The sequence below is a fragment of the Citrobacter sp. Awk 2 genome, assembly GCF_028069815.1.
Lineage (GTDB): Bacteria > Pseudomonadota > Gammaproteobacteria > Enterobacterales > Enterobacteriaceae > Citrobacter.
The window spans coordinates 22,180-45,262 of the sequence record NZ_JANEWL010000031.1; the positions used below are offsets into that span (position 1 = coordinate 22,180).

Sequence of the window (23,083 nt, forward strand, 5' to 3'; positions counted from 1 at the left end):
CACTTTTACACATAATGTGACGAAGAGATGAGCAAAGACTCATTCCATTATGTTGAAGGCCCTCAGGAGACCTGCAATGAATCTCTGGCAACAAAACTACGACCCGGCGGGTAACATTTGGCTTTCCAGCCTGATAGCATCGCTACCTATCCTGTTCTTTTTCTTCGCGCTGATTAAGCTCAAGCTAAAAGGCTATGTTGCGGCGTCCTGGACGGTGGTGATCGCTCTGGCGGTCGCCCTGTTGTTCTACAAAATGCCGGTCGATCACGCTTTGGCCTCGGTGGTGTACGGCTTCTTTTATGGTCTGTGGCCGATTGCCTGGATAATCATCGCCGCGGTATTCGTCTATAAAATCTCGGTTAAAACCGGGCAGTTCGACATCATCCGCTCATCCATTCTCTCAATTACCCCTGACCAGCGTCTGCAAATGCTGATCGTCGGTTTCTCCTTTGGGGCATTCCTCGAAGGGGCTGCGGGCTTTGGTGCACCGGTTGCCATTACCGCCGCACTGCTGGTGGGTCTTGGTTTTAACCCACTGTATGCAGCAGGCTTGTGCCTGATCGTGAATACCGCGCCGGTCGCCTTTGGCGCGATGGGTATTCCGATTCTGGTTGCCGGTCAGGTTACCGGACTGGACAGCTTCGAGATTGGCCAGATGGTTGGCCGCCAACTGCCGTTCCTGACGATTATCGTACTGTTCTGGATTATGGCGATTATGGATGGCTGGCGCGGCGTGAAAGAAACCTGGCCTGCGGTAATGGTCGCTGGCGGTTCGTTCGCTATCGCGCAGTACCTCAGCTCTAACTTTATCGGGCCAGAACTGCCGGACATCATCTCTTCTCTGGTTTCGCTGGTGTGTCTGACGCTGTTCCTGAAGCGCTGGCAGCCGGTACGCATCTTCCGTTTTGGCGATATGGGCGCTTCGCAGGTCGATATGGACCTGTCGCGCACCCGCTACACCGCAGGGCAAATCATCCGCGCCTGGTCTCCGTTCCTGTTCCTGACCGCCACCGTCACACTGTGGAGCGTACCGCCGTTTAAAGCGCTGTTTGCACCTGGCGGGGCGATGTACCACTGGGTCGTCAACATTCCGGTTCCGTTCCTCGATAAGCTGGTTGCTCGTATGCCACCGGTAGTACACGAGGCCACAGCGTATGCCGCAGTGTACAAATTTGACTGGTTCTCAGCGACCGGCACCGCCATCCTGTTTGCCGCCCTGCTGTCTATCGTTTGGCTGAAGATGAAACCCTCTGCCGCTCTGCAGACCTTTGGCAGCACACTGAAAGATCTGGCGCTGCCTATTTACTCCATCGGGATGGTACTGGCATTCGCGTTTATCTCTAACTACTCCGGGCTTTCATCAACGCTGGCGTTAGCACTGGCTCACACGGGCAGCGCGTTCACTTTCTTCTCGCCGTTCCTCGGCTGGTTGGGGGTATTCCTGACGGGCTCTGATACCTCGTCAAACGCCTTGTTCGCAGCGCTACAGGCAACGGCGGCGCAGCAAATCGGTGTTTCTGACGTACTGATGGTAGCGGCAAATACCACTGGCGGCGTAACCGGCAAGATGATCTCTCCGCAGTCTATCGCCATCGCCTGTGCGGCAGTGGGACTGGTTGGCAAAGAATCTGATCTGTTCCGCTTCACCGTCAAACACAGCCTGATTTTCACCTGCATGGTGGGTGTGATCACCACACTGCAGGCCTATGTCTTAACCTGGATGATTCCATGATTGTGATGCCCAGACGCCTGTCCGACGAGGTCGCATCTCGTGTGCGGGCGCTGATTGAAGAACAACAACTGGAGGCGGGCATGAAGTTGCCCGCTGAGCGCCAGTTGGCCGTACAACTGGGCGTGTCGCGCAACTCGCTGCGCGAGGCGTTAGCAAAGCTGGTTAGTGAAGGCGTACTGATTAGCCGTCGCGGCGGTGGGACGTTTGTTCGCTGGCAGCATGAAGCCTGGTCTGAACAGAACATCGTTCAGCCGCTGAAAACGCTGATGGCAGACGATCCCGATTACAGTTTCGATATTCTGGAAGCCCGTCACGCCATCGAAGCCAGCACCGCCTGGCATGCCGCCATGCGGGCCACCAGCGCCGACAAAGAGAAGATCAGACTCTGTTTCGACGCCACGCAAAGCGAAGACCCCGATCTCGCCTCGCAGGCAGACGTGCGCTTTCACCTCGCCATTGCCGAAGCGTCGCACAACGTGGTGCTACTACAAACTATGCGCGGTTTCTTCGACGTCCTGCAGTCTTCGGTAAAACAGAGCCGCCAACGTATGTATCTGGTACCGCCCGTCTTTTCACAGTTGACGGAGCAACATCAGGCCGTACTGGATGCCATCGTTGCCGGGGATGCCGACGGCGCACGGAAGGCCATGATGGCACACCTTAGTTTCGTCCACACCACGATTAAACGATTTGATGAAGACCAGGCCCGCCAGGCGCGTATCACCCGCCTGCCCGGTGACCCTATTGAGATTAGCAGGGAGAACAACACATGATTATTTCAGCAGCCAGCGATTATCGCGCCGCAGCCCAACGCATTCTGCCCCCCTTCTTGTTCCACTACATTGATGGCGGCGCATATGCTGAGCACACCCTGCGCCGCAACGTGGAAGACTTATCGGAGGTGGCACTTCGTCAGCGCGTGCTGAAGAACATGTCCGACCTGAGTCTGGAAACCACCCTGTTCAACGAAAAATTGTCGATGCCGGTGGCATTAGCCCCGGTCGGTTTGTGTGGCATGTATGCGCGTAGGGGTGAAGTTCAGGCCGCCGCCGCCGCCGACGCCAAAGGTATTCCATTTACGCTTTCTACGGTTTCCGTCTGCCCGATTGAAGAAGTCGCCCCGACCATCAAACGCCCAATGTGGTTCCAGCTGTACGTCCTTCGCGATCGCGGCTTTATGCGTAATGCCCTGGAGCGCGCCAAAGCGGCAGGCTGCTCCACACTGGTCTTTACTGTCGACATGCCCACGCCCGGCGCCCGCTATCGTGATGCCCATTCCGGTATGAGCGGCCCGAATGCGGCGCTGCGCCGTTACTGGCAAGCGGTCACCCATCCACAGTGGGCATGGGACGTTGGTCTGAATGGTCGTCCGCATGATTTAGGCAATATCTCAACTTATCTTGGAAAACCTACCGGTCTTGAAGATTACATCGGCTGGCTGGCAAATAACTTCGATCCGTCTATTTCCTGGAAAGACCTCGAGTGGATCCGCGAATTCTGGGACGGCCCGATGGTGATCAAAGGGATCCTCGATCCGGAGGATGCCCGCGACGCCGTGCGGTTTGGCGCAGATGGCATTGTTGTTTCTAACCACGGTGGTCGCCAGTTGGATGGTGTACTGTCTTCTGCTCGTGCGCTGCCCGCCATTGCCGATGCGGTCAAAGGGGATATCGCTATCCTGGCCGACAGCGGGATACGTAACGGTCTGGACGTCGTGCGTATGATTGCGCTGGGTGCTGATAGCGTCCTTTTGGGTCGCGCTTACCTGTACGCATTGGCGACACACGGACAGGCTGGTGTGGCGAATCTGCTGAACCTGATCGAAAAAGAGATGAAGGTGGCAATGACGCTGACTGGCGCGAAATCGATTAGCGAAATCAGCCGCGATTCTCTGGTGCAGGAGCTGGGTAAGAGCTTGCCTGCTGCATTGGCTCCTCTGGCTCAGGGTAGCGCTGCGTAACACTCTCTCCCGTAAATTGCGTTTTCTGCATGGTCGGCCTGTTTTCAGCCCGACCATTTTTTATTCAAAAAAAATAACGACCAGTTAACATTTACAACCAATATATTTGACAACTTTTTATCCACCTGCCAAATGTATATACAAGCTAATACAAGGGTAATTTATACCGATAACAACCATCATAACGGGCGAGGGTAACATGGCTTATTCCGGAAAAGTGAATATCCAGCAGGCGATAGATGACAGTCGTTTTTCACGGTTTCACTGGGTCATTATTGTCCTGGGCTTTCTGGTTTTAGCCATTGACGGCTTCGATACGGCGGCAATGGGTTACATTGCCCCCACGCTCTCTGCCGACTGGGGTATCAAGAAACAAGATCTTGGGCCAGTATTGAGTGCCGCGCTATTGGGACTCTCATTTGGCGCATTGCTGGCCGGTCCAATTTCCGATCGTATGGGCCGTAAGCGCGTACTGGTCTTTTCCTGCCTGTTCTTTGGACTCGCCAGTCTGGGCACCGCCTATGCACAGACGCTGAATATGCTCACATTTTGGCGCTTTCTCACCGGTCTTGGACTCGGTGCAGCAATGCCAAACGCCATCACACTGGTCTCAGAATTTGCCCCTAAACGCTGCCGTTCAATGGCCATTAACACCATGTACTGCGGCTTCCCTCTTGGTGCTGCGGGTGGCGGAGTGATCTCCTCCTGGCTCATTCCCAGCTACGGCTGGCACAGCGTACTGCTGGCTGGTGCAATCGCCCCGTTGGCACTCACCGTGTTATTGGTACTGTTCCTGCCAGAATCGGTGAAGTATTTGGTTCACCGTGGCAAAGAGATCGCGAAAATCAAACGCATAGCCCAACGCTTTATGTCGGGGAGCCTGGAGCAGGTCACCCAGTTTTACCTGGAAGAAGATCGGATGGCGGTGAAAAAAGGCAGCGTAGCGCAGCTATTCAGTATCCCCTGGCTACCGGGCACGCTGATGCTGTGGATGACCTACTTTATGGGGCTGGTGATCTATTACGTACTGCTCAGTTGGATGCCAACGCTGATGCTGGGAATGGGCTACCCGCTGGCAGAGTCCGCCTGGCTGACATCACTATTCACCTTCGGTGGCACGGCAGGGATCCTGCTGGCCGGCTGGTTGATGGATCGCTGGGAAGCACACAAAGTGGTTTCACTCGGCTTTATGCTGACGATGCTGTTTGCCCTCGCGCTCGGCTTTGAGCATAACCACATCGTCCTGTTCGGCGCACTGATCTTCCTGATGGGGATTACCATGAACGGCGCACAGTCCGGACTGCAGACGCTGGCCGCAACGTTTTATCCTACCCACTGCCGCGCGACGGGTATTGCGTGGATGCAAGGTGTGGGCCGCTTCGGTGGTGTAGCCGGAACGATGATGAGCGCCCAGCTGCTTTCCCTGCAATGGCAGGCAGACAGTATCTTAATGTTCCTCAGCCTTCCGGCGCTGGTCGCGGCTGCCGCAACGATTTACAAGCTGCAACGCTATAAACCGCACGCGCTGACCGTCGCATAGTACCCGCTCTTTCTGCTATTCTGCCCCCCGTTATCAAGGGGGCAGTATGCTTAACATCGTTTTATTCGAACCAGAAATCCCGCCAAATACCGGCAATATTATCCGTCTTTGCGCCAATACCGGCTTTCGTCTGCATATTATTGAGCCAATGGGCTTTACCTGGGACGACAAGCGCCTGCGTCGCGCGGGGCTGGATTACCATGAGTTTACCGCCGTGCTGCGCCACCCTGATTATGCCGCCTTCGTCGCCGCAGAAAATCCGCAACGTCTGTTCGCCCTGACGACCAAAGGTACGCCTGCACACAGTGCAGTAAGCTATCAGGATGGTGATTACCTGATGTTTGGCCCGGAAACGCGCGGTCTTCCAGCCAGCATTCTTGATGCCTTGCCTGCCGAACAAAAAATTCGTATTCCGATGATGCCGGACAGCCGCAGCATGAACCTGTCAAATGCAGTGTCGGTGGTGGTGTATGAGGCCTGGCGCCAGTTGGGGTATCCTGGCGCGGTATTACGTAGTTGATTTTAGTCGGATGCGGCTAGCGCCTTATCCGACCTACATTAATTTGATGTTATTCGTTTCGAGCGTTATCGGCGCAGACAGATTGAACACGGACTGCGCACAGTCACCGGAGCGTACACGCAGTACGTGAGGATGACGAGCACAGCCCAGGTTCAATATGGCAAGTAAGATAGCTCGAAATCAGATGCCATCGCCGTATTCGAACGTATGGTGTATCCCATTGAAATGCTGATCCATATCCATGGACGGTTTATCGCTGTCGGGCTTGCCGACAATACGCGCCGGAACGCCTGCGGCGGTAGTGTGCGGCGGTACAGGCTGGAGAACGACAGAGCCTGCGCCAATCTTCGCCCCACGTCCAACCTCGATATTGCCAAGGATTTTCGCGCCAGCGCCAATCATCACGCCTTCACGAATTTTCGGATGACGGTCGCCGCCTGCTTTACCGGTCCCGCCAAGCGTGACGGATTGCAGAATAGATACGTCGTTTTCAATGACCGCCGTTTCACCCACGACAATGCCTGTAGCGTGGTCGAGCATAATACCGCGACCAATTTTTGCCGCCGGGTGGATATCCACCTGGAAGGTAACAGAGACCTGATTTTGCAGGAAGATCGCCAATGCCTGACGCCCCTGATGCCATAGCCAGTGGCCGATGCGGTAGGCCTGCAGCGCATGAAAACCTTTCAGGTACAGAAGTGGGGTGGAATATTTATCGACTGCCGGGTCACGCGTACGCACAGCCTGGATATCGCAGGCCGCCGAGGCAATCATTTCAGGATCGGCTGCATAAGCCTCTTCCACAACTTCGCGAATCGCAATGGCGGGCATGATCGGAGAAGCAAGTTTGTTCGCCAGCATATAGCTCAGCGCACTGCCGAGATTCTCATGCTTGAGCAGCGTTGCGTGGTAAAAACTGGCCAGCATTGGCTCACATTCCGCCAGTGCCCGGGCTTCCGCTTTAATATTTTTCCAGACAATATCCAGTTCTTCACACGGCATTGCGTACTCCAGAAGGTAGCAAAACGACCGACCCGTTCTTCGCGGGTCGGGTCGTTATATTCAACAGTTTCCTTGCAGCTAGTGGCGACTCAGCTCGTCCTTGCGTGCACGACCTAGTAACGTCAATGCTGCCTCGCGCGCGTTTTTTCCGCAATACAATACTTGATAAATTTCCTCGGTTATTGGCATTTCGACACCAAAACGGTGCGCCAATTCACGAACTTCTTTTGTATTACGGTAGCCTTCAACTACCTGACCAATCTTGTCCTGCGCGCCCTGCACATCCATACCCTGACCGAGCATCATGCCAAAACGACGGTTACGCGACTGGTTGTCGGTACAGGTCAGCACCAGATCGCCTAAACCTGCCATCCCCATAAAGGTGGCAGGATCAGCGCCCAGCGCCGCACCAAGCCGCGACATTTCGGTAAGCCCACGGGTGATCAATGCTGTTCGTGCGTTTGCACCAAAGCCGATACCGTCAGACATCCCCGCGCCAATCGCAATCACGTTTTTCACCGCACCACCAAGCTGCACCCCAATGAAATCCGGGTTGCTGTAGACGCGGAAGCTTTTGCCACAGTGCAGTAACTGCTGAAGATCATCAGCAAAGGTCTCGTCCGTTGAGGCCAGGGAGATGGCTGTAGGCATGCCCGCCGCCAGTTCTTTGGCAAATGTTGGACCGGAGATAACGGCCAGCGGAATTTCATCCCCCAGCGCTTCACGCGCGACATCCTGTAACAGGCGTCCCGTCTCTGCTTCCAGCCCTTTTGTCGCCCAAACCAATCGCGCGTCAGCACGCATCAACGGTTTAATTTTGCGCAGCACTTCACCAAAGACATGGCTCGGCACCACCACCAGAATGTTACGGCTGGCGGCCAGCGCAGTAGCTAAATCACTTTCCAGGCGCAGCGTTTCGGGAAAAGGCACATCAGGGAGGAACGCGACGTTGCAGCGATCGTGCTCAAGGGTCGCGATATGTTTTGGATCATGGCCCCACAGGACAACCTGGTGGCCGTTTCTTGCCAGGGTGATAGCAAGAGCGGTGCCGTACGAGCCGGCACCAATCACAGTCATTGAAGCATTACTTTGGTTCATCAGGCATCCTGATGTTCTTCAGTACCTTCGCCAGCCTGCTGCTGTAAATAGTTCATGAACAGCGCATCAAAGTTGACCGGCGCAAGGTTCAGTTGCGGGAACGTACCGCGTGAAACCAGGCTAGTGATGCATTCGCGGGCATACGGGAACAGGATGTTCGGGCAGTATGCACCCAGGCAATGCGCCATCTGAGTCCCTTCAATACCACTGATGGAGAAAATACCGCCCTGCTGAACTTCGCACAGGAACGCAGTTTCTTCGCCCAGAGAAGCCGTAACGGTGACACGCAGCACTACTTCATACACATCATCTGCCAGTTGGGTAGATGCGGTATCAAGATCCAGTTTAACCTCTGGCTGCCAATCTTTCTGGAAAACATGCGGTGCATTTGGCGCTTCGAAAGACACATCCTTGGTATAAATACGTTGGATCTGGAAAGCCATTTCAGTGTTATTTTGTTCTGACATGTTTAGAAAACCCTTAGTGTTGTCCTTTAAATACTTCGGTACGCCTTAACGCAGCAGGGGATCCAGTCCACCACGCGCATCCAACGCATACAAGTCGTCACAACCGCCAATGTGCTGTGCATCAATAAAAATCTGCGGAACCGTCGTACGGCCACTGCGCTTGATCATCTCTTCACGCTTCACGGCATCGCCGTCAATCGGAAGTTCCTGGAAACTCACACCCTTACTGTTCAACAGCGCCTTTGCGCGATGGCAAAACGGGCAGGTTGCTTTGGTATAGATCTCAATATTGGCCATGACTTATCTCCAGTGTTCTTTTTACCCTGCGGTACGAAAGAAGACGGGTAAATTACTTGCCGCGAACCAGTGGCAAATTCTCGCCACTCCAGCCCGCTACGCCATCTTTCAGTACAGATACCTGCTCAAAACCGGCTTTAATCAGCGCAGTTGCGGAATCCTGGCACTGCATGCCTGAGCCATCAACCACAATAACAGGTTTGTTTTTGTGTTTTTCCAGCTCGCCAAAATTATTGGCTTTGATTTCGCTCGGCAGCAGGTTCGTGGAGCCTGCGATATGACCTTTGCGGAAGTCGTCGCGCTGACGTAAATCCACAATCACCGCATCTTCTTTATTGATTAGACGTGTCGCTTCGCCGCGTGTAATTACCTTCACTTTTGAGGTCAGGCTCTTAAACGTGGTAAACAATACCGCCGCCAGTAACGCAATCCAGGCGATACTCAAGACAGGGTGGCGGCTAACAAATTGCATAATTTCTTGCATGGGGGGTAACAACTCCCGACTCAGTGATTAAAAAAACCAGGAAAGGAGTATACCTGCGCGTTGGCGCAAATACAGCCAGAGCATGCATTGGATTGCATTTTTGCGGGGCGCTACGGAAAAAAAAACACAAATCGCCCCCCTACCCGAACCGCTCTGGTCGATTATTTGATCTTCTGGGGCTACTTTATCGATTCAGCTGTAGTAAAATTACGCAATTATTTTTTATCTATTAAGTGTGAGGTTGTCGCAATGTCGGTTTCTAAAAAGCCTATGGTACTGGTGATTCTGGATGGCTACGGCTATCGTGAAGACAGCCAGGATAACGCTATTTTTAATGCCAAAACCCCGGTAATGGATGCCCTGTGGGCAAAACGTCCGCATACCCTGATTGATGCGTCTGGCCTGGAAGTCGGCCTGCCCGATCGCCAGATGGGTAACTCCGAAGTGGGTCACGTTAACCTGGGCGCGGGCCGCATCGTGTATCAGGATCTGACCCGTCTGGATGTAGAAATTAAAGAACGTACTTTCTTCGCTAACCCGGTGCTGACCGCCGCAGTTGACCAGGCAAAAAATGCCGGCAAAGCGGTACACATCATGGGCCTGCTGTCTGCCGGTGGCGTACACAGCCACGAAGATCACATCATGGCGATGGTTGAACTGGCGGCTGAACGCGGCGCGGAAAAAATCTATCTGCACGCTTTCCTTGATGGCCGTGATACCCCGCCGCGCAGCGCTGAACATTCACTGCAAAAATTCGAAGAGAAATTTGCCGCGCTGGGTAAAGGCCGTGTAGCGTCCATCATCGGTCGTTACTACGCCATGGACCGCGACAACCGTTGGGATCGCGTTGAGCAGGCTTATGACCTGATGACGCTGGCACAAGGTGAATTCCAGGCCGATACCGCAGTAGCAGGTCTGCAGGCTGCCTATGCTCGCGACGAAAACGACGAATTCGTAAAAGCGACCGTGATCCGCGCTGAAGGCCAGGCTGATGCCGCAATGGAAGACGGCGATACGCTGATTTTCATGAACTTCCGTGCTGACCGTGCGCGTGAAATTACCCGTGCGTTTGTAAACGCTGATTTTGATGGTTTCGCACGTAAAAAAGTCGTTAACCTCAACTTTGTGATGCTGACTGAATACGCAGCCGACATCAAAACCGCGGTGGCTTACCCACCAGCGTCTCTGGCCAACACCCTTGGTGAGTGGATGGCGAAGAATGACAAAACCCAGCTGCGTATTTCTGAAACAGAAAAATACGCGCACGTGACCTTCTTCTTTAATGGCGGTGTAGAAGAACCGTTCAAAGGCGAAGACCGCATCCTGATCAACTCGCCAAAAGTCGCCACCTACGACCTGCAGCCAGAAATGAGCTCTGCAGAACTGACTGAGAAGCTGGTTGCTGCGATTGAAAGCGGTAAATACGATACCATCATCTGTAACTACCCGAACGGCGACATGGTTGGCCATACCGGGGTGATGGAAGCGGCAGTTAAAGCGGTTGAAGCGCTGGATCACTGCGTTGAACAAGTGACTAAAGCTGTTGAATCCGTTGGCGGCCAACTGCTGATCACCGCAGACCACGGTAACGCTGAGCAGATGCGCGATCCGTCTACTGGTCAGGCGCATACCGCGCATACCAACCTGCCGGTTCCACTGATTTATGTTGGTGGTAAAAACGTCAAAGCAGTCGAAGGCGGTAAACTTTCTGATATCGCCCCAACTATGCTGACGCTGATGGGTATGGAAATCCCGCAAGAGATGACTGGTAAGCCGCTGTTCATCGTGGAATAATCCCTCCCCATGAGGGGAAAGGCGATTAATACCATCACTCGGGCCGTGAAACTGCCAAAGTTTTCAGTCAGGCCCTTGTTCTACGCCAGCGCGCTTAGCGCTGGCGTATTGCTGTGCGCCTTTTCCGCCCACGCGGACGAACGCGATCAGCTCAAATCAATTCAGGCCGATATCGCGGCAAAAGAACGCGCGGTACGCCAACAGCAACAACAACGTTCCACTCTCCTCGCTCAGCTTAAAGCTCAGGAACAGGCTATCGCCGTCGCCGCAAGGCAACTGCGCGAAACGCAAAACTCACTGGCACAGCTGAACGCACAAATCGCTGAGATGAACGCCGCGCTCGCGAAGCTGGAAAAGCAGCGGGCAGCGCAAGAGCGCAGCCTGGCAGCCCAGTTAGACGCCGCGTTTCGCCAGGGTGAACATACTGGTATCCAGTTGATCCTCAGCGGTGAAGAGACTCAGCGCGGACAACGCCTGCAGGCCTATTTCGGCTATCTGAACCAGGCACGCCAGGAGACAATCGCACAACTGAAGCAAACCCGCGAAGAGGTCGATTCGCAGAAAGCTGAGCTGGAAGATAAGCAAAGCGAACAGCAGACCCTGCTGTACGAACAGCGTGCTCAGCAAGCAAAACTAGAGCAGGCGCGTAATGAACGCCAAAAAACGCTCGCGGGCCTGGAATCATCCATTCAGCAGGGTCAGCAACAGTTAGGCGAGATGCGAGCCAACGAATCCCGTCTGCGCAACAGTATTGCGCGAGCCGAAGCCGCCGCGAAAGCCCGCGCAGAGCGTGAAGCGCGTGAAGCGCAGGCTGTGCGTGATAAGCAGCAGGAAGCATCACGCAAAGGCTCGACCTATAAGCCAACTGAAAGCGAGAAATCACTGATGTCTCGTACCGGCGGGTTGGGCTCACCACGCGGTCAGGCGTTCTGGCCCGTGCGTGGTCCAACACTGCATCGCTATGGCGAACAGCTGCAAGGTGAGCTACGTTGGAAAGGGATGGTTATTGGTGCCTCCGAAGGTACTGAAGTCAAAGCCATCGCCGATGGTCGCGTCATTCTGGCAGACTGGTTGCAGGGCTATGGACTGGTCGTCGTGGTTGAACACGGTAAAGGCGATATGAGCCTGTACGGTTACAACCAAAGCGCATTGGTCAGCGTGGGTACGCAGGTTCGCGCCGGGCAGCCTATTGCACTTGTGGGTAGCAGCGGTGGTCAGGGCAGGCCAGCACTCTATTTCGAAATTCGTCGCCAGGGTCAGGCGGTCAATCCACAGCCGTGGTTGGGAAGATAAGTTTTGCCTCAGTTTCGTCGTACTTTGCTCTCACTCGCCAGCCTGCTGGCATTCGCAACACCTGTTTTCGCCGGCAAACTTGCTATCGTCATTGATGATTTCGGTTATCGTCCGCAAACGGAAAACCAGGTGCTGGCAATGCCTTCCACTGTCTCCGTTGCCGTTCTGCCAAACGCGCCACATGCACGTGAAATGGCGACTAAAGCGCATAACAGTGGACATGAAGTGTTGATCCATCTGCCGATGGCTCCACTGAGTAAGCAACCGCTGGAGAAAGACACGTTACGCCCGGAGATGAGCAGCGAAGAAATTGAACGGATTATTCGCGACGCGGTAAGCAAAGTGCCGTATGCAGTGGGACTGAACAACCACATGGGGAGTGCGATGACGTCCAGCCTGTTCGGCATGCAGAAAGTGATGCAAGCTCTGGAACGCTACGACTTCTACTTCCTCGACAGTATGACCATCGGCAACAGCCAGGCCCTGCGCGCAGCGGCAGGAACCGGGGTGAAGGTCATCAAACGCAAAGTCTTCCTCGACGATACACAAAACGAAGCGGATATTCGCCGTCAGTTTAATCGTGCAGTCGATCTTGCTCGCCGTAACGGGTCAGCGATTGCCATCGGTCACCCTCACCCTTCTACGGTACGCGTACTGCAGCAGATGCTGTATAGCCTGCCAGCCGATATTACGCTGGTTCGTCCGAGCAGTCTGCTCAATGAGCCGCAGGTCGATACCTCCAGGCCTAATCTCACTCCACCGAGAAGCGGTACGCCAGATGCGCCTCGTAATCCTTTCCGTGGGGTGAAACTGTGCAAACCGAAGCAACCTCTGGAGCCGGTTTACGCCAACCGATTCTTTAGCGTGCTAGGGGAAAGCATCACACAAAGCACGCTGGTGCAATATATGAGACTGCAGTGGCAAGGCTGGGGGAACACATCTTCACCCAGCACCATGAATGCTAACGTAGATTAAGCGCTTTTCGGGCAATACGCGAAGGCGTTGATGTTTTATCACGCCATTTCCATAGACGGAATGACCATAGCAGTGCCTGATACAATACTTTGGCACTGCGTACGTTAGTTATCATGCGCTTATACATACCCGAGACAAAAATCTCTGCGATCATACGCTGACGAATATGCACATCCTGTTCTTTACGGACCGCATGGCATACGCGTAATGCTTCATAGGTGACTTGCTGATGAAATTCCGGATAAATAGTAATCCGATCGGCATATTCACGATTCAGCCTATCCAATAACCGCGTAATTTTAATATAGTGTCGCTGGTAGTTGAGATTTTTTAAACCTTGTCGTTTAAGACGGCTGATTGATTGATCATGTAAGAAGTATTTATATAAAGATTGTTCGGTATATCGCACGCGTACAGCGTTAAACATAAACTCCGTCGTCCAGACAATATCCTGGTGATGTAACCCCGGAATAAACGTTATTTTATTTTTCTCAATAACATCCCGGCGATAAATTCCCATCCACACCACATGTGTCCAGCGGCGTGAAGCCAACGCCATACGTAACCAGTCAGGGCCGGTCAACACTCCCGTAGACCGAAGACGATCCGTCGGTATTGATTGCCAGGTGTGTCCCGTTTCGAGAATGCACCAGTCGGAATTACACTGGGCTAAATCCAGGTCATCCTGAATTGCCATGGTCATCAGGGTTTCGTACATATTGGGATAAACCTGGTCATCGGCATCGACAAATGCAACATAATCCCCTTTGGCCGCTTCCAGGCCACGGTTACGCGCTACAGATGCCCCTGCGTTAGCCTGATGCAACAACCGCACGTGGGAATAGTTATCCGCATAATGTTGTGCAATATCAACAGAGTTATCCGTTGAACCATCATTCACAATGATGATCTCTAGCGCAGTCCATGTCTGTGCGATCAACGATTCCATGCAATCCCGAAAACTATCACCCACGTTATACAACGGAATAATAACACTCAACATACTTGTGCGGTTTCTCATCAGCTAACCCAGGTTTGTCATTACGCTGATGACTTTTACTACAGTTTCATTAAGGAATTATTAAGGTTAGAACGTATTTATGGGCAGAAACGCTGCAGCGAAAGCGTCCGATTTGAGAAAGATACCCTGCCACGCCTGCGTTTAGCAGGTTGATGATAGCTCAGATCGTCTACATATCGGGGTGCACAACCTGTATACTCTATCCCTATGAATTAACGTACTCTATAGGCTGATATTGAGGGAAAAGATGGCCATCAGTAAGACACACGAAAAAGGTTATACGGTCTATTGCAAAGAGACTAGAAAAGACCTTAAGTCACTGATGAATAAATACATCAAAAAAGAAATCAGTGGCAAACCGCTGAGCAGTGGTAACGCATTGCGCAGCGTGGAGTTGGTCGAGTACAACTCACAAAAATTTATCATCAAAAATGACCGTGAAGTTGATCCTCGATTTGAGAAAAAATTACAGAACTTTACCTCCGGCCCTTTCTATTCCCGGCTGATCAGGAAACTGGACAAGCTCCCGCCGGAAATGCGCATCTGTACTGCCGATCTCTACTATGCTGCTGAGAAAACACGTTTTCGCCAGTGCCATGATGTTTATACTATTCATGAATATATTGAAGGGGTTCCTTTAAGGGAAATTAACCAGAAGAATGCTGACGAGGTAAAGCAATGCGTGCTGCGTCTTCACAAGGCAGGACTGGCATCAAATGATATTCACCCAGGGAATTTCATTCGCACGCCAACGGGTGAGTTAAGGATTATTGACCTGTCCTGTAAGGGAAATATGAAGGTTTGTCAGGCTAATGACATTCTGGCATTACAACGAAAATATAATATTAACGTTAAAGGCAGAGGGTTAATTTATAAACTCATCCTGCTTAAAGAAAATATAAGATCGTTATCCAGAAAGATCCGCGGAAAATAAAATCTATGGTTTATACGGCCAGATAGCGATATCTGGCCGTAATTAACATTGAATGCACGCTGCGCACTCAATCCCAGCTCAGAATCACTTTCCCGGACTGGCCTGAACGCATGGCATCAAAGCCCTGCTGGAACTCATCAATCGAGAATCGATGGGTAATGATCGGCGACAGATCAAGACCGGACTGGATCAGTGCCGCCATCTTGTACCAGGTTTCAAACATTTCGCGACCATAGATACCTTTAATAAACAGACCTTTAAAGATAACTTTCGTCCAGTCTATCGACATGTCTGATGGCGGGATCCCCAGCATGGCAATACGGCCACCGTGGTTCATGGTGTCCAGCATGGTGCGGAACGCTGGCGGCGCCCCAGACATTTCCAGACCCACATCGAACCCTTCGGTCATCCCCAGTTCGGCCATCACGTCGGTCAAGTTCTCTTTCGAGACGTTGACTGCGCGGGTAATGCCCATTTTACGCGCCAGCTCCAGACGGTACTCATTAACATCGGTAATCACTACGTGGCGTGCACCAACGTGCTTCGCTACCGCAGCAGCCATAATGCCAATCGGACCCGCACCGGAAACCAACACATCTTCGCCAACTAAATCAAATGACAGCGCCGTGTGTACTGCGTTACCGAACGGATCGAATATGGAAGCTAAATCATCGGAGATATTGTCCGGGATTTTAAAGGCGTTAAACGCAGGGATCACCAGATATTGAGCAAAACAGCCTGGACGGTTTACGCCGACACCGGTCGTATTGCGGCACAGGTGAGTACGGCCACCGCGGCAGTTACGGCAATGTCCGCAAGTAATATGGCCTTCACCAGAAACGCGATCGCCGATTTTGAAGCCTTTAACTTCCTGACCGATGCCAACAACTTCACCGACATATTCATGCCCTACAACCATTGGAACCGGGATGGTTTTTTGCGACCACTCATCCCAGTTATAAATGTGAACGTCAGTCCCGCAGATGGCTGTTTTACGGATTTTAATCAGCAAATCGTTATGGCCGACTTCCGGTTCAGGAACGTCGGTCATCCAAATGCCTTCTTCCGCTTTCAGTTTGGATAACGCTTTCATTTCACATCCTCAGGCAATTACGCCCAGTTGTTTACCAATGCGTGTGAACGCGTCGACTGCACGCGTAATCTGCTCAGGGGTATGTGCCGCAGACATCTGGGTACGAATACGCGCCTGGCCTTTTGGAACCACTGGATAAAAGAATCCAGTAACGTAAATCCCCTCTTTTTGCAGTTCGCGGGCAAACGCCTGCGCAACAACCGCATCACCCAGCATTACCGGAATAATCGCGTGATCGGCCCCTGCCAGCGTGAAGCCTGCTGCGGACATTTGCTCACGGAATTGACGCGCATTCGCCCACAGACGATCGCGCAGGTCACTACCCGCCTCAACCATCTCCAGCACCTTAATGGAAGCGGCAACAATGGCCGGAGCCAGTGAGTTAGAGAACAGATACGGACGAGAACGTTGACGCAGCCACTCAACAACTTCTTTACGTGCCGCAGTGTAACCACCCGATGCGCCACCGAGTGCTTTGCCCAGCGTGCCGGTGATGATGTCCACACGACCCATCACGTCGCAATACTCATGAGAGCCACGGCCGTTCTCACCCACAAAGCCTACCGCGTGAGAATCATCTACCATCACCAGCGCATCATATTTGTCTGCCAGATCGCAAACGCCTTTCAGGTTAGCGATAACGCCATCCATTGAGAACACACCATCGGTGGCGATCAATACGTGGCGGGCACCTGCTTCACGCGCTTCTTTCAGACGCGCTTCCAGTTCCTGCATATCGTTGTTGGCGTAGCGGAAACGCTTCGCTTTGCACAGGCGCACACCATCGATAATAGAGGCGTGGTTCAGGGCGTCAGAGATAATGGCATCTTCTGCTCCCAGCAGCGTTTCGAACAGGCCGCCGTTGGCGTCAAAGCAAGAAGAGTAAAGAATGGCATCTTCCATACCCAGGAACGCAGCCAGTTTTTGCTCCAGTTGCTTATGGGTGTCCTGAGTGCCACAAATAAAGCGCACCGAGGCCATACCAAATCCGTGAGAATCCATACCCGCTTTTGCCGCTGCAATCAGTTCCGGGTGGTTAGCCAGCCCTAAGTAGTTGTTCGCACAAAAGTTAATAACATGGCTTCCGTCAGCCACGGTGATATCAGCCTGCTGAGCAGACGTAATAATGCGCTCTTCTTTAAACAACCCTTCCGCGCGTGCGGTTTCCAGATCGTTCGTTAACTGCTTATAAAAATTCCCACGCATTGCAATTCTCCAGACTGGGCAAATTTCAGCACATATTACCCAATGCTATTGGTTTGTACGAGATGACTCATCATGACTTGTCTAAAATGCAGCATAAATCACGTGTACCCACATAACCTTTCAGGAATGACAGGCCTGGCTTACGTTGTTCCGTCATCAATGACCTGAGACGCTGATGACGGTGCCAGAGTAAATCCTGCCATAGCAAAGGCCTTATTAACCTTAATGATATAGTTATCTTCGTAGAATTCCTCAATCGCCTGCTGAATCTGCTCGCCGGCAGGCAACGCTTTGCCATCAACGATTTCCTGCAGCAAGGAAACAAATTTTTCTGGTTCATCAGTCGGGTATAAATTACCGTTTATCCCTTCTTTGATAATGTCTGCAGGCCCCGTTTCACAATCAGAGCTAATGGCATAAACACCGTGAGCGCTGGCTTCAGCCAAAACCATACCAAAACCTTCAAAATGAGAAGTTAATAATAAACAGGTAATATTTTTTAGCGTATTTTGAATATATTCCCACGGTGATTTCTGCCAACCATGCCAGTGAATGTTTTCGCTAATCCCCAGTGTTTTTGCCAGTGCAACTAGTGTCTCAACATCCTGGCCGGTGCCGATAACGTCCAAAGACCATGCTCCTTGCAGCTCCGCCAATCCATTGAAAAGGCCTCGAATATTCTTTTGGCCATCGGCAACAACCCTACCTACATAGACAAAGCGGGCATGAGTCTTGGGAGTAGGAATGCTGACATCATGCCGAGTAACAGGATTGAATATCGTCGCGATACGCTGTCTGTCTATGCCCATTTCAACAAGTTGTCGGGTTATTCCAGAGCTGATGGAAAGATAATAATCAGCTTTATTTATATATTTTATTTTCTTCTTATAATTATTCTTATAAAAATCAAATATAGAAAAATGAAACCATGAGAATATCTTAACCTGCTTGTGAGTATATTTTCTTGCAACGTGGCTGATATAGCATGAAAGTGTATCCAGAGATATAATTATATCAGGAGATTCCCGATTGATGATTTTCCGCAAGGAGTAAGCAAAACTCAACCGTCTTAATTTCGTTATTTTTATATTAGAAGAAAGACGACAATAGCGCTGCCCTGCAAGCCACTCATCATTGACATGACCACCATTATTTTTCTTAAGAAAAACAAAAGAGATATCGATATCGGGGCTTTGCATTCGCAGCAGCTTCACCAAATTAAGGCAAACGGTCTCTGTCCCTCCAAGTCCACTGATCTCGTAACCTGTAATAATTATCTTCTTAAGTTGCATATGTTATTTTCATTCCAATGACTATTGTCAGCCCCAACACCGTGCTCTGCCTTGCTTATTCATTCGTTGATGGCTCCGAAAAAGCCGGCACCGCGCGCCTGAACACCCATTCACAACGGGAATCATACACCACTCTGCCTAGACCATTTCAATCAAGAATATAAACAGCGAAAGCAATACCCAACACAAATGCCGCACGCCACATGACGCGACGTACTGCTGAAGCCGACGCCATGTAGTGATATGATTAGAGGTATTCGTGTCTGAGATTGTCTCTGACTCCATAATTCGAAGGTTACATTTATGATCATCGTTACCGGCGGCGCGGGCTTTATCGGCAGCAACATCGTTAAGTCCCTGAATGACAAAGGCATCACCGATATTCTGGTGGTGGACAACCTAAAAGACGGCACCAAGTTTGTGAATCTGGTGGATCTGAATATTGCTGACTATATGGATAAGGAAGACTTCCTGATCCAGATTATGGCTGGAGAAGATTTCGGCGATATCGAAGCAATTTTCCACGAAGGCGCATGCTCTTCCACTACCGAGTGGGATGGCAAGTATATGATGGACAACAACTATCAGTACTCCAAAGAGCTGCTGCACTACTGTCTGGAGCGTGAAATTCCGTTCCTGTATGCCTCTTCTGCAGCAACGTACGGCGGTCGTACCTCTGACTTTATCGAATCTCGTGAATATGAGAAGCCGCTGAACGTCTATGGCTACTCAAAATTCCTGTTCGACGAATATGTACGCCAGATCCTGCCAGAAGCAAATTCTCAAATCGTTGGCTTCCGTTATTTCAACGTCTACGGGCCACGTGAAGGTCACAAAGGCAGCATGGCGAGCGTAGCTTTCCATCTCAATACTCAGCTCAACAACGGCGAAACACCCAAGCTGTTTGAAGGCAGTGAAAACTTCAAACGTGATTTCGTCTATGTCGGCGATGTTGCAGCAGTAAACCTGTGGTTCCTGGAAAACGGCGTTTCCGGCATCTTTAACCTCGGTACTGGTCGCGCAGAGTCTTTCCAGGCCGTCGCGGATGCCACGCTGGCATACCACAAAAAAGGCAGCATTGAGTACATTCCGTTCCCGGAAAAACTGAAAGGACGCTATCAGGCATTTACTCAGGCGGATCTGACTAACCTGCGCGCTGCGGGCTATGACAAACCGTTCAAGACCGTTGCCGAAGGCGTGACGGAATATATGGCCTGGCTGAACCGCGACAACGCTACAAATTCACAAAATCATTCGAGCGGTATCAAGGCGGCAACTAAGTGAATCTCCGGTCACTTACAAGAGTAAGTGACCGGAGTGAACGCAGGCAGCCAACGCAGAGACAGCTTGAAGGATGAAGTGAATGAAGATTTTGGTGGTAGGCCCGTCATGGGTGGGCGACATGATGATGTCGCAAAGTCTCTATCGCACGCTCAAGGCGCGCTATCCCCAGGCAATAATCGACGTGATGGCACCTGCATGGTGCCGTCCGTTATTATCGCGCATGCCTGAAGTCAACGATGCTATCGCCATGCCGCTTGGACACGGCGCACTGGAGATTGGCGAGCGCCGCAAACTGGGCCACAGTTTGCGTGATAAACGCTACGATCGCGCGTACGTCCTGCCGAACTCATTTAAATCCGCACTGGTACCCTTCTTCGCGGGTATTCCTCATCGTACCGGCTGGCGTGGCGAGATGCGCTATGGTCTGCTGAACGATGCACGTGTACTGGATAAGGAAGCCTGGCCGCTGATGGTCGAGCGCTATGTCGCGTTAGCGTACGATAAAGGCGTGATGCTCACAGCCAAAGATTTACCACAGCCGCTGCTGTGGCCACAACTGCAGGTCAGTGAAGGCGAAAAGTCACTTACCTGTAGCCAATTTTCCCTCTCGGCTGAACGTCCAGTCATCGGCTTCTGCCCTGGTGCAGAATTTGGTCCAGCGAAACGTTGGCCACATTACCACTATGCTGAACTGGCAAAGCAGTTGATCGACGAAGGTCATCAGATTGTCCTGTTTGGCTCGGCTAAGGATCATGAAGCTGGCAATGAGATTCTGGCTGCGCTGAGCGTTGAACAGCAGGCATGGTGTCGGAACCTGGCTGGTGAAACGCAACTGGAGCAGGCCGTTATTCTTCTCGCCGCCTGCAAAGCCGTGGTCACCAATGACTCCGGTTTGATGCACGTGGCTGCCGCACTAAATCGTCCGCTGGTCGCTCTGTATGGCCCCAGCAGCCCGGATTTCACTCCACCACTCTCCCACAAAGCTCGCGTGATTCGCCTGATTACGGGGTATCACAAGGTACGTAAGGGGGATTCTGCACAAGGGTATCACCAGAGCCTGATTGACATCACGCCTCAGCGCGTACTGGAAGAACTGAATGACCTGTTGTTACAAGAGGAAATCTGACGGATGCGGGTTCTGATCGTTAAAACATCGTCAATGGGCGATGTGCTGCATACGTTGCCCGCATTAACAGATGCGCAGCAGGCCATTGCGGATATTCAGTTTGATTGGGTCGTGGAAGAAGGGTTTGCTCAAATCCCCTCCTGGCATCCGGCCGTTAACCGTGTGATACCGGTGGCGATTCGCCGCTGGCGTAAAGCCTGGTTTTCCGCCCCCATTAAAGCAGAGCGCAAAGCCTTTCGCGATGCGGTGCGTTTACAGAACTATGACGTGGTTATCGATGCACAGGGGCTGGTAAAAAGCGCCGCGCTGGTCACACGTCTGGCACACGGCATTAAGCATGGTATGGACTGGAGTACCGCGCGTGAACCGCTGGCAAGTCTGTTTTATAACCGTAAGCATTATATCGCCAAACAACAGCATGCTGTTGAACGTACTCGTGAGCTGTTCGCGAAAAGTCTGGGATATGTCAAACCCCAGTCGCAGGGTGATTACGCAATTGCACAGCATTTTCTGAGCGAACGCGATGCCGATGCAGGGCAGTATGCCGTCTTCCTGCACGCCACCACTCGTGATGACAAGCACTGGCCGGAAGCGAAGTGGCGGGAGCTCATTGGCTTATTCAATCATGCAGAAATACGTATTAAGCTCCCCTGGGGTGCTCCGCATGAAGAAGCGCGAGCCAGACGACTGGCAGAGGGATTTGATTACGTAGACGTTTTACCGCGAATGAGCCTTGGGGATGTCGCCCGGATATTAGCCGGCGCTAAGTTTGTGGTATCCGTTGACACCGGATTAAGCCACTTGACCGCCGCACTGGATCGGCCGAATGTTACGCTATATGGCCCTACGGACCCGGGGTTGATTGGGGGATACGGGAAGAATCAGGTCACATGTCGTGCCCCGGAAGGAAAGCTTGCTTTGCTTGAACCCACTCAGGTTTATTCTCACATAGCGCTGCTGTAATTATTCAGGTATCGGAGATATGTTAAATTCGTTCTTATACAATCGCTTTGCTATTTAACATATCTGCGGCTGACTAAAACTATGCTCTATATCGTATTTCATCCACGATTAAGCATTGCTGCATTCATCTACTTCCACCAACATAACCCAAGAATAATTCGTCGGGCATGCCAATATGAAGAGGAAATTTTACGTCTGAAAAGTGATTTCTGCTTTTTCTTGTGACTCTTTATCTCTTTACGCTCTTTCTCTAACCAGCTCCCGGACAACTCTTCAGGGTGATGGACAAAGTTTGCCAGGTATATATCAGAAAAATAGCCCTGGCGCATCAGATATGCCCATTCATCTATAATGAAAAAGTTATTTTCAAAACGGGAAACAAGTTTTTGAGCTGTTACAGAATTCATTAAATAACCGCAGGCTCGCAAAACATATCCATGACCAAATATGACTTTGCCGAAGGTCTGGTCACCAATTTTCTTGAGTTTAAGCAAATTTAAGACAACTTTATTCTTATACCTTAAACCATCCTGCCCACCAAGTAGATATAACGCGTCTTTATTGAGAACACTTTCATCGACAGTCGATATAAATTCCTTAAAATTCTGATCGATAATTGCGTCATCTTCAAGAATACAAACCCAATCTTGTCCACTCTGCCCAAACTGTTTAAAAGCCTTCATATGGCTTAGTGAGCAACCCAGTTCACCATCAGTAGGCGTGTGGTTTTCCCTGTGCTGAAAGTCAGTTAACGGTATCTTGCGCTTTTCTTCGGCAGACAAATTTTTCCCATAGATAGCATCAACGAACGAATACTCAATATTTAATTCATTCATTATATCTGATACGCGTTTTCTTCGGGCATCGTCAAAAGGAAGCGAAATGACCAGCACGTGCATGAGTTCAAACCCTCTAATATAATTAAGCCAGCACAGTCATCGTGAAATAAAGATTAACAATTACTGGCCAGCTAAATAAACTTAATTAACTATTCTATGTAGC

General features: G+C 51.5%; 22 protein-coding genes. 12 read left to right on the plus strand and 10 right to left on the minus strand.

Going from position 1 to position 23,083, the window contains the following annotated elements; all coding sequences use genetic code 11:
* Nucleotides 1-76 precede the first annotated feature (76 nt).
* From lldP to trmL, 5 genes are all read left to right on the plus strand, one after another.
* Nucleotides 77-1,732: an L-lactate permease gene (lldP, locus tag NNO02_RS10300; RefSeq protein ID WP_271440356.1), complete on the plus strand. Its 1,656-nt coding sequence runs from the start codon at nt 77-79 to the stop codon at nt 1,730-1,732.
* The gene (gene lldR / locus NNO02_RS10305; protein WP_271454731.1) at nt 1,729-2,505 is read left to right on the plus strand and encodes a transcriptional regulator LldR; all 777 of its coding nucleotides are present in this window, start codon (nt 1,729-1,731) and stop codon (nt 2,503-2,505) included. Before lldP ends, lldR begins: the two co-directional genes overlap by 4 nt.
* On the plus strand, nt 2,502-3,692 hold the full coding sequence (gene lldD, locus NNO02_RS10310; protein WP_271454732.1) for a quinone-dependent L-lactate dehydrogenase: 1,191 nt from the start codon (nt 2,502-2,504) through the stop codon (nt 3,690-3,692). The genes lldR and lldD overlap by 4 nt, the downstream gene beginning before the upstream one ends.
* 199 nt (nt 3,693-3,891) lie before the next feature.
* Complete coding sequence (locus NNO02_RS10315) at nt 3,892-5,232, plus strand: MFS transporter (protein WP_271454733.1); 1,341 nt, start codon at nt 3,892-3,894, stop codon at nt 5,230-5,232.
* A 46-nt stretch (nt 5,233-5,278) separates the two neighbouring features.
* A complete protein-coding gene (gene trmL, locus NNO02_RS10320; RefSeq protein ID WP_003827329.1) occupies nt 5,279-5,752 on the plus strand; it encodes a tRNA (uridine(34)/cytosine(34)/5-carboxymethylaminomethyluridine(34)-2'-O)-methyltransferase TrmL in 474 nt (157 codons plus the stop codon).
* 180 nt (nt 5,753-5,932) lie between these two features.
* Here trmL and cysE read toward each other — a convergent pair whose 3' ends face one another.
* The 5 genes from cysE to NNO02_RS10345 form a co-directional block, all read right to left on the minus strand.
* Nucleotides 5,933-6,754 (minus strand): serine O-acetyltransferase, encoded by an 822-nt coding sequence (gene cysE, locus NNO02_RS10325; RefSeq protein WP_003024160.1) that lies wholly within the window; start codon nt 6,752-6,754, stop codon nt 5,933-5,935.
* 78 nt (nt 6,755-6,832) lie between these two features.
* Entirely contained in the window at nt 6,833-7,852 is a 1,020-nt protein-coding gene (gene gpsA / locus NNO02_RS10330) for an NAD(P)H-dependent glycerol-3-phosphate dehydrogenase (protein WP_137382092.1), read from the minus strand.
* The gene (secB, locus tag NNO02_RS10335; RefSeq protein ID WP_003024155.1) at nt 7,852-8,319 is read right to left on the minus strand and encodes a protein-export chaperone SecB; all 468 of its coding nucleotides are present in this window, start codon (nt 8,317-8,319) and stop codon (nt 7,852-7,854) included. The genes gpsA and secB overlap by 1 nt, the downstream gene beginning before the upstream one ends.
* 45 nt (nt 8,320-8,364) lie before the next feature.
* Nucleotides 8,365-8,616, minus strand: coding sequence for a glutaredoxin 3 (gene grxC, locus NNO02_RS10340; protein ID WP_003024152.1), 252 nt, complete (start codon nt 8,614-8,616; stop codon nt 8,365-8,367).
* 52 nt (nt 8,617-8,668) lie between these two features.
* Nucleotides 8,669-9,100, minus strand: a complete 432-nt coding sequence (locus NNO02_RS10345) for a rhodanese-like domain-containing protein (RefSeq protein WP_005120473.1) — start codon at nt 9,098-9,100, stop codon at nt 8,669-8,671.
* A gap of 249 nt (nt 9,101-9,349) precedes the next feature.
* Here NNO02_RS10345 and gpmM point away from each other — a divergent pair, with 249 nt between their 5' ends.
* The 3 genes from gpmM to NNO02_RS10360 are packed head-to-tail and all read left to right on the plus strand — an operon-like array spanning nt 9,350 to nt 13,162.
* The gene (gene gpmM / locus NNO02_RS10350) at nt 9,350-10,894 is read left to right on the plus strand and encodes a 2,3-bisphosphoglycerate-independent phosphoglycerate mutase (RefSeq protein ID WP_271454734.1); all 1,545 of its coding nucleotides are present in this window, start codon (nt 9,350-9,352) and stop codon (nt 10,892-10,894) included.
* Nucleotides 10,895-10,927: 33 nt separating this feature from the next.
* On the plus strand, nt 10,928-12,187 hold the full coding sequence (gene envC, locus NNO02_RS10355) for a murein hydrolase activator EnvC (protein ID WP_271454743.1): 1,260 nt from the start codon (nt 10,928-10,930) through the stop codon (nt 12,185-12,187).
* A 3-nt stretch (nt 12,188-12,190) separates the two neighbouring features.
* A complete protein-coding gene (locus tag NNO02_RS10360; protein ID WP_271454735.1) occupies nt 12,191-13,162 on the plus strand; it encodes a divergent polysaccharide deacetylase family protein in 972 nt (323 codons plus the stop codon).
* Here NNO02_RS10360 and NNO02_RS10365 read toward each other — a convergent pair.
* Nucleotides 13,149-14,183, minus strand: a complete 1,035-nt coding sequence (locus tag NNO02_RS10365) for a glycosyltransferase (RefSeq protein ID WP_271454736.1) — start codon at nt 14,181-14,183, stop codon at nt 13,149-13,151. The genes NNO02_RS10360 and NNO02_RS10365 overlap by 14 nt on opposite strands.
* 247 nt (nt 14,184-14,430) lie before the next feature.
* On the opposite strand from NNO02_RS10365, the gene rfaY reads away from it, so the two are divergent.
* The gene (gene rfaY / locus NNO02_RS10370; RefSeq protein ID WP_271454737.1) at nt 14,431-15,117 is read left to right on the plus strand and encodes a lipopolysaccharide core heptose(II) kinase RfaY; all 687 of its coding nucleotides are present in this window, start codon (nt 14,431-14,433) and stop codon (nt 15,115-15,117) included.
* Nucleotides 15,118-15,184: 67 nt separating this feature from the next.
* On the opposite strand, the gene tdh is transcribed toward rfaY, so the two are convergent.
* From tdh to NNO02_RS10385, 3 genes are all read right to left on the minus strand, one after another.
* A complete protein-coding gene (gene tdh, locus NNO02_RS10375) occupies nt 15,185-16,210 on the minus strand; it encodes an L-threonine 3-dehydrogenase (RefSeq protein WP_005120462.1) in 1,026 nt (341 codons plus the stop codon).
* 9 nt (nt 16,211-16,219) lie between these two features.
* On the minus strand, nt 16,220-17,416 hold the full coding sequence (kbl, locus tag NNO02_RS10380) for a glycine C-acetyltransferase (protein ID WP_061066827.1): 1,197 nt from the start codon (nt 17,414-17,416) through the stop codon (nt 16,220-16,222).
* A 140-nt stretch (nt 17,417-17,556) separates the two neighbouring features.
* The gene (locus NNO02_RS10385; protein WP_271454738.1) at nt 17,557-18,708 is read right to left on the minus strand and encodes a glycosyltransferase; all 1,152 of its coding nucleotides are present in this window, start codon (nt 18,706-18,708) and stop codon (nt 17,557-17,559) included.
* 303 nt (nt 18,709-19,011) lie between these two features.
* Between NNO02_RS10385 and rfaD the strand changes: the two genes are divergently transcribed.
* From rfaD to rfaC, 3 genes are all read left to right on the plus strand, one after another.
* On the plus strand, nt 19,012-19,992 hold the full coding sequence (gene rfaD / locus NNO02_RS10390) for an ADP-glyceromanno-heptose 6-epimerase (protein WP_048227317.1): 981 nt from the start codon (nt 19,012-19,014) through the stop codon (nt 19,990-19,992).
* Nucleotides 19,993-20,071: 79 nt separating this feature from the next.
* Nucleotides 20,072-21,118: an ADP-heptose--LPS heptosyltransferase RfaF gene (gene rfaF / locus NNO02_RS10395; RefSeq protein WP_271454739.1), complete on the plus strand. Its 1,047-nt coding sequence runs from the start codon at nt 20,072-20,074 to the stop codon at nt 21,116-21,118.
* 3 nt (nt 21,119-21,121) lie between these two features.
* Entirely contained in the window at nt 21,122-22,081 is a 960-nt protein-coding gene (gene rfaC / locus NNO02_RS10400; RefSeq protein ID WP_271454740.1) for a lipopolysaccharide heptosyltransferase RfaC, read from the plus strand.
* A 128-nt stretch (nt 22,082-22,209) separates the two neighbouring features.
* Here rfaC and NNO02_RS10405 read toward each other — a convergent pair whose 3' ends face one another.
* Entirely contained in the window at nt 22,210-22,980 is a 771-nt protein-coding gene (locus NNO02_RS10405) for a glycosyltransferase family 25 protein (protein WP_271454741.1), read from the minus strand.
* Nucleotides 22,981-23,083 lie beyond the last annotated feature (103 nt).